The organism is Pseudomonas protegens, assembly GCF_003732485.1.
Taxonomy (GTDB): Bacteria; Pseudomonadota; Gammaproteobacteria; order Pseudomonadales; family Pseudomonadaceae; genus Aquipseudomonas; species Aquipseudomonas protegens_B.
The window spans coordinates 127,521-134,241 of record NZ_MOAK01000061.1 but is presented as its reverse complement, the minus strand read 5'-3'; the positions used below and the strand labels follow the sequence as shown (position 1 = coordinate 134,241).

Sequence of the window (6,721 nt, the reverse complement as noted above, 5' to 3'; positions counted from 1 at the left end):
CCAGATCAGCAAGCAGCCCCGCCACCAAACAAAAATCCCCCGCTGCATAAGGTTACGCAGCGAGGGATTTTCATTCTGATCGAGGCTTACAGCTTGGCTGTCGGTCGCCCCGGCTTCTTGGTCTGCAGCAGGTGCGAGAACACGGCATGCAGGTCGTCCGAGGCGCTTTCCTCGTCCAGGTTGAGCTTGCTGTCGATGTGATCCATGTGATGCATCATCAGGTTCACCGCCAGCTCGCCATCCCGAGCCTCGATGGCATCGATCAGTTGGGTGTGTTCATCGTAGGAGCAGTGGGAACGGTTGCCGCTTTCATACTGGGCGATGATCAGCGACGTCTGGGACACCAGGCTGCGCTGAAAGCTGATCAGCGGCGCATTCTTCGCCGCTTCCGCCAGCTTCAGGTGGAACTCCCCGGAAAGGCGGATGCCGGCACCCCGATCGCCCCGGGAAAAGCTATCGCGCTCCTCGTTGACCATCTGCCGCAATTCCAACAGTTGCTCGGCAGTGGCGTGCTGGACCGCCAGCTCGGTAATGGCTCGCTCCACCAGACGCCGGGCGAGAAATACCTGACGGGCCTCCTCGACGCTCGGGCTGGCAACCACCGCCCCCCGATTGGGCCGCAACAGCACCACGCCTTCATGGGCCAGCCGCGACAATGCACGACGGATGATGGTCCGACTGACTCCGAATATTTCCCCGAGCGCCTCTTCACTCAACTTGGTGCCGGGCGCCAGGCGCTGCTCGAGGATGGCCTCAAAGATGTGCGCGTAGACAATATCGTCCTGGGTTCCGCTGCGACCGGCTTTGCCTGCTCGCGGTTGTTTCTTGAGAGGTTGCAACTGTTCGTTCATGGGCACTCGGGTCGGGAGGACTGCGGCGATTTCGGCGTGACTTTAATACGCCACGGTGGGTCGCTGGCAAGTATCGCGTTAAAACAGGGGCACATTGTACACAACCGCTGGGGATCTTTAGCAAAAAGTGTTACCGGCCCCACCACTTATTCAACGACTGTACGGCTATTTGTAGTCACGGCTGTATTGCAATGCAAAGTTGCTTTTAAGTTTAGGCTTTGACCTTGAACCCCAATTACCGGCTCGTTGCTTGCGCAGGCTGCAAGCAGCGTTGGCTGGGCATGGGTTTTGCGTCTTTCAAGAACAAGGAATAGCAGTAATGTCCGATGCCACCCCCGCGCAACTACGCCCCCTCGCGGACACTTCGCCCTCCGCCATAGTCGCCGGTTTCATCGCCATGATGACCGGCTACACCAGTTCCCTGGTGCTGATGTTCCAGGCTGGGCAAGCCGCCGGCCTGACCAGTGGTCAGATCTCCTCCTGGATCTGGGCGATCTCCATTGGCATGGCGGTGTGCAGCATCGGCCTGTCCCTGCGCTATCGCACCCCTATCACCATCGCCTGGTCCACACCCGGCGCTGCCCTGCTGATCACCAGCCTGTCGGGGGTGACCTACGGCGAAGCCATTGGCGCCTATATCACTTGCGCGGTACTGGTGACCATTTGCGGGCTCACCGGCAGTTTCGAGCGCCTGGTGAAGAAGATCCCGGCGTCCCTGGCCGCCGCCCTGCTGGCGGGAATCCTGTTCAAGATCGGCAGTGAAATCTTTGTGGCGGCCCAACACCGCACCGGCCTGGTACTGGGCATGTTCTTCACCTACCTGGTGGTCAAGCGCCTGTCGCCACGCTATGCCGTTCTCGCGGCCCTGCTGATTGGCACTGCGCTTTCCGGGCTGATGGGTTTGCTGGACTTCAGTGGCTTCCATCTGGAAGTGGCGACCCCGGTCTGGACCACGCCGCACTTCTCCCTGGCGGCCACCATCAGCATCGGCATTCCGCTGTTCGTGGTAGCCATGACCTCGCAGAACATGCCCGGGATCGCAGTGCTGCGCGCCGACGGCTACAACGTACCGGCCTCGCCACTGATTACCGCCACCGGCCTGGCTTCGTTGCTGCTGGCACCGTTCGGCTCCCACGGCATCAACCTGGCGGCCATCAGCGCTGCGATCTGCACCGGCTCCCACGCCCATGAAGACCACAGCAAGCGTTATACCGCCGCGGTGTGGTGCGGGATTTTCTACGGCATCGCCGGGGTCTTCGGCGCCACCCTGGCCGCGCTGTTCGCGGCCCTGCCCAAGGAGCTGGTGCTGTCCATCGCCGCCCTGGCGCTGTTCGGCTCGATCATCAACGGCTTGAGCATCGCCATGAGTGAAGTGAAGGAGCGAGAAGCGGCGCTGATCACTTTTATGGTGACTGCTTCGGGGCTGACGCTGTTTTCCATTGGCTCGGCATTCTGGGGAATTGTCGCTGGGGTGGTGACCTTGATGATTCTGAATTGGCGCAGCGCCTGAAGGGCTTCGCTGGCAAGCCAGCTCCCACACAGACCGGCGCCCACCGCAGGAGCCGGACTGCCGGCGAATAGCGCCCACGACAAAACCCGGGGCTGGCCCGTGGCAGAGGCAAGGATACAAAGGGGAAAATCGACAGATTGCCCTGGGGCAACAACGCATGAGCGGCCCGGACGGGCCGCTCATGCATGACATCACGCGACTGGGTTGATCGCGTTGTCCGGGTACCAGACGTCCAGCAGCGGGCTGACTTCAACGCTGGTCAGCTCGGTACGGCCTTTGAGCCAGGCTTCAACAGCTGCACGCTGTGCTTCGCTGACGGAACCGCGCTTGCTCAGGCAAACCAGACCGAAGTCATCGCCGCCGACATAGCCCAGACCGTTGGCTTCCATCGCTTCTTTGAGGAACGCGTCGAGGAAAGCGTCAATAGCCTCTTCAGCCAGATCTTCTTTGAAATCCAGGTTCAGCTCAAAACCCAGCTCCTGAAATTCATCTACGCAGAGTTTTTTGCGCAGACGGCGGGAACGGTTAGTGGCCATGGAACAATCCTCATAAGTAATAACGGGCGGCACTTTACCAGTTTAGGCGGGCGATTGCCTGACTCTATGAGGATGCAGGCCTGCCATTGGTAAAAAAAATACCGTCCCGGCGGCCCGTGGCACGGCACAAGCCGCTATACCTTGGGGCATAATGCCGACACTTTCATGACCACTGAGGGATTTTATCTGCATGCCCTCGCCTTTTTTCCCCTCGACTGCAGGGTTTCACTTCATATGATCAAATCGTTGCGTCCTCTTTTGCTTGCCAGTGTTTTTCTTCCCCTGGCATTCCCTGTCTCCGCGGCTCCGGTCAACACCACCCTGACCCCCAAGGTTCAACAAGCCCTCAAAGCCAGCAAGCTCCCGGACAACGCCCTGTCGCTGGTGATGATTCCCCTTAACGGGCCTGGCACTCCGACGATTTTCAACGCCGATGTCTCGGTCAACCCAGCCTCCACTATGAAGCTGGTGACTACCTACGCGGCCCTGGAAATGCTCGGCCCGACCCACCAGTGGAAGACCGAGTTCTACACCGACGGCACCCTCAGCGGCGGTATTCTCAACGGCAATCTCTATCTCAAGGGCGGCGGTGATCCCAAGCTGAACATGGAGAAGCTCTGGCTGCTGATGCGTGACCTGCGGGCCAATGGCGTGCAGCAAGTCACCGGCGACCTGGTACTGGACCGCAACTACTTCGTGCAACCGCAATTGCCGGAGTTCAATGACGACGGCAACGACGAGAACAAACCGTTCCTGGTCAAGCCCGACGCGCTGATGGTCAACCTCAAGGCCCTGCGCTTTGTCGCCCGCAATGATTCCGGCCGGGTGCTGGTGTCGGTGGAGCCGCCGATCGCCAAGATCCGCATCGACAATCAGGTCAAGGCAGTCAACACCAAGCAGTGCACCGGCGATGTCCGCTACAACCCGGTGACCCAGGCCGATGGCAGCGTGATCGTCACCGTTGGCGGCCAGTTGGGCGATGGCTGCAGCTCCCAGACCTACCTGTCGCTGCTGGACCATGCCACCTACACCGCCGGCGCGGTGCGGGCCATCTGGAGCGAGCTGGGCGGCAGCATCCAGGGCAAGGATCGCCTGGCGGTAGTGCCCAAGGACGCCAAGGTCCTGGCCCGGGCCTTCTCCCCGGACCTTGCGGAGATCATCCGCGACATCAACAAATACAGTAACAACACCATGGCCCAGCAGCTGTTCCTCAGCCTGGGAGCCAAGTACCGCAACGAAGCCGACGGCGATGACGCCAAGGCGGCCCAGCGCGTGGTGCGCCAGTGGCTGGCGAAAAAAGGCATCACCGCGCCGCATCTGGTGATGGAGAACGGCTCCGGCCTGTCCCGTGCCGAACGGGTCAGCGCCCGGGAAATGGCCGGCCTGCTGCAAGCGGCATGGAAGAGTCCCTATGCCGCCGAGTTCATCAGCTCCATGCCGATTGCCGGCATGGACGGCACCATGCGCAAGCGCCTGAAACGCACCGCCATGTCCGGTGAAGCCCACATCAAGACCGGCACCCTGAACACCGTGCGCGCCATCGCCGGCTATAGCCGCGACGACAACGGCAACACCTGGGCGGTGGTGGCGATCCTCAACGATCCACGTCCCTTCGGCGCTTCTTCAGTGCTGGATCAGGTGCTGCTGGATCTGTATCGCCAGCCAAAACTGGCCAGCAGCGCGTCAGTTCTGTAACTCGCTGTTGCGACAGTGGCGGACCCGCTCCGCCGCTGTCAGCGATCAGGGCAGCTCTGGCTGGACTCGATCGCGTCCCGCCTGTTTGGCGGCATAAACCCCGGAGTCGGCCCGCAACAACAAGCCATCCGCCCCTTCGCCTTCGCGCCAGCTGGCAATGCCGAAACTGGCGGTGACAGTGCCCACCGGCTCGATCGGCGAGCTGCGCAGCCCCTGCCACAACTCTTGGGCCAGGATCAGCGCCTGCTTGGCGTTGGTGCCCGGACACAGCACCATGAATTCCTCACCGCCTAGGCGGCAGAACACATCGGTACGCCGCAGACGCCCGCCAATGCGAGCACACAACCCCCGTAACACCTGATCCCCCACTCCGTGCCCGTACTGGTCGTTGATCCGCTTGAAATGATCGATATCCAGCATGATCACCGCCATATCGCCTCCGATACGCTCCAGCCGCTGCATTTCATTCTGCAACTGCTCCTGGAAATAGCGCCGGTTGTGAATGCCGGTGAGGGAGTCGGTCACCGACAACGCGCGCAGTTCTTCCTCGACCCGCTTGAGGTCGGAAATGTCCGAGATATAGCCGTGCCACAGCACCCCGCCGCCCTGGAGGCTTTCCGGGGTCGCCGCGCCACGCATCCAGCGCAGTCCACGCTGCGGAAGGCAGACCCGGTACTCTTCGCGCCACGGACTGAGCTGTTGCGCGGAAACCTGGATCGACGTGCGTACCCGCTGCACATCCTCGGGGTGGATACGCTCGAACACCGCCTCGGCATCCTCCTGCAGCAACTGCGGCTCGATCTCGTAGATTTCGCGGATGCCATCACTGGCATAGGTAAAGCTCGCGTGTCCATCGGCATCCAGCTTGAACTGGTAGATCCCCCCAGGAACATGGGCACTGAGCCTTTTCAACAGACGATCCCGGGCCGCCAGGGCTTCGTGCACCCGCTTGCGCTCGGTGATGTCGATGCAGATGGCCAGGTGGCCGATCCACAACCCCTGGTCATCCAGTACCGGGGTCGCCAGCATATTCACTTGCAAGTGGCTGCCGTCACGCCTGACCAGCGTCCACTCCCGCGCCTCATGACCACCGGCCAGGCCTTCTTCCACCAACATGGCCTGGGACACCGGAATGGCCTTGCCATAGCGCTGGGTAAGGCTCTGGGCCCAACTTTCCAGCTCCCGGGGCAGGTGCAGGCTTTCCAGGGTCAGGTGGCCCACCGCTTCACTGCTGCTGTAGCCGAGCATCTGCTCGGCCCCGGCATTGAAGGTACTGATGACCCCACGCAGGTCCGTGGCGATGATCGCCACCTGGGTTGCGGCATTGAGGACACAGCGCAACTGACTGTGAGTGCCGCGCAATTCCTGTTCGCGACTGCGCAGCTCCCCCGTGCGTTGCTCCACCAGGGCCAAGGCCCGTTGCCGCTGGCTCACCAGCACATAGAGCAAGGCGCTGAGCAGCACACTGAGCATGCCACCGAGAATCACCAGGCTGCTCAGGGACGAGTGGTTGGCATGCAGGAACGCCGCGCTGGGGCGGATATCTACCTGATAATCCCGGTCCGCCAGGCGTAGCAGGCGGCTGGCCGTCAGGTGGCTGGTGATCGGCGGATTGTTCGATTCATAGAGCACCTCGTGCTGACCCTCGGTGGACAGATCGAGAATCCGCACCGACAGGTTGTCGCTGGCCGGCACCGGCAAGCCGTCCGCCACCAGTTGCCGCAGGCTGATCACCGCCAGCACATAACCGTATGGCCTGGCCTGGGGCAAGGGGCTGTCCTGGGGGCGCCTGACCGGCGCCGCCAGCAGCACGCCCCGGGCATAGGCAGGGTCCACGGCAACCAGGTGCAAAGGCGGCGAAACCGCCAGGCCGTTGAGCTCCCTGGCCCGCTCCAGAGTAGCCCGGCGCTGAGGCTGGGCCAGCAAGTCATACCCCAGGGGCGAGCCCAGGGGGCTTTGGGTCTGGCTGTACAGAACCGGGGCAAAGTCTTCCTGCTCGCCCGCCGGCTCCATCTGGCCGCTGGCGTTCAATTGCAGGATGGTGAACCCCGGCACTCCCTGATTCCGCACCGCCTGTTCGAACGCCGGCCGCTGGGCACGACTCACCAGAGGCGCCCAGGCATAAGCCT

Annotated in this window: 5 protein-coding genes; 2 read left to right on the top strand and 3 right to left on the bottom strand. The window is 62.1% G+C overall.

Annotated features, from left to right (window positions below; all coding sequences use genetic code 11):
• Positions 1 to 86: 86 nt before the first annotated feature.
• Entirely contained in the window at positions 87 to 851 is a 765-nt protein-coding gene (locus BLX41_RS16860; protein ID WP_025128787.1) for a GntR family transcriptional regulator, read from the bottom strand.
• Between the two features lie 319 nt (positions 852 to 1,170).
• On the opposite strand from BLX41_RS16860, the gene BLX41_RS16855 reads away from it, so the two are divergent.
• Positions 1,171 to 2,361 carry a benzoate/H(+) symporter BenE family transporter gene (locus BLX41_RS16855; protein ID WP_123725804.1) on the top strand — a complete coding sequence of 397 codons (1,191 nt, stop codon included), beginning with the start codon at positions 1,171 to 1,173 and terminating at the stop codon, positions 2,359 to 2,361.
• 191 nt (positions 2,362 to 2,552) lie between these two features.
• On the opposite strand, the gene BLX41_RS16850 is transcribed toward BLX41_RS16855, so the two are convergent.
• Positions 2,553 to 2,897: a YggL family protein gene (locus BLX41_RS16850; RefSeq protein WP_102863834.1), complete on the bottom strand. Its 345-nt coding sequence runs from the start codon at positions 2,895 to 2,897 to the stop codon at positions 2,553 to 2,555.
• Between the two features lie 234 nt (positions 2,898 to 3,131).
• Here BLX41_RS16850 and dacB point away from each other — a divergent pair, with 234 nt between their 5' ends.
• Positions 3,132 to 4,592, top strand: a complete 1,461-nt coding sequence (gene dacB, locus BLX41_RS16845) for a D-alanyl-D-alanine carboxypeptidase/D-alanyl-D-alanine endopeptidase (protein WP_123725803.1) — start codon at positions 3,132 to 3,134, stop codon at positions 4,590 to 4,592.
• Positions 4,593 to 4,637: 45 nt separating this feature from the next.
• On the opposite strand, the gene BLX41_RS16840 is transcribed toward dacB, so the two are convergent.
• Positions 4,638 to 6,721, bottom strand: a 2,084-nt coding sequence (locus tag BLX41_RS16840; RefSeq protein ID WP_259744966.1) for a sensor domain-containing diguanylate cyclase, incomplete at its 5' end; no start/stop codon positions are given.

Coding starts and splice junctions, on each gene's coding strand:
- BLX41_RS16855 (WP_123725804.1), top strand. CDS start 1,171: ATGTCCGATGCCACCCCCGCGCAACTACGCCCCCTCGCGGACACTTCG.
- dacB (WP_123725803.1), top strand. CDS start 3,132: ATGATCAAATCGTTGCGTCCTCTTTTGCTTGCCAGTGTTTTTCTTCCC.
- BLX41_RS16850 (WP_102863834.1), bottom strand. CDS start 2,897: ATGGCCACTAACCGTTCCCGCCGTCTGCGCAAAAAACTCTGCGTAGAT.
- BLX41_RS16860 (WP_025128787.1), bottom strand. CDS start 851: ATGAACGAACAGTTGCAACCTCTCAAGAAACAACCGCGAGCAGGCAAA.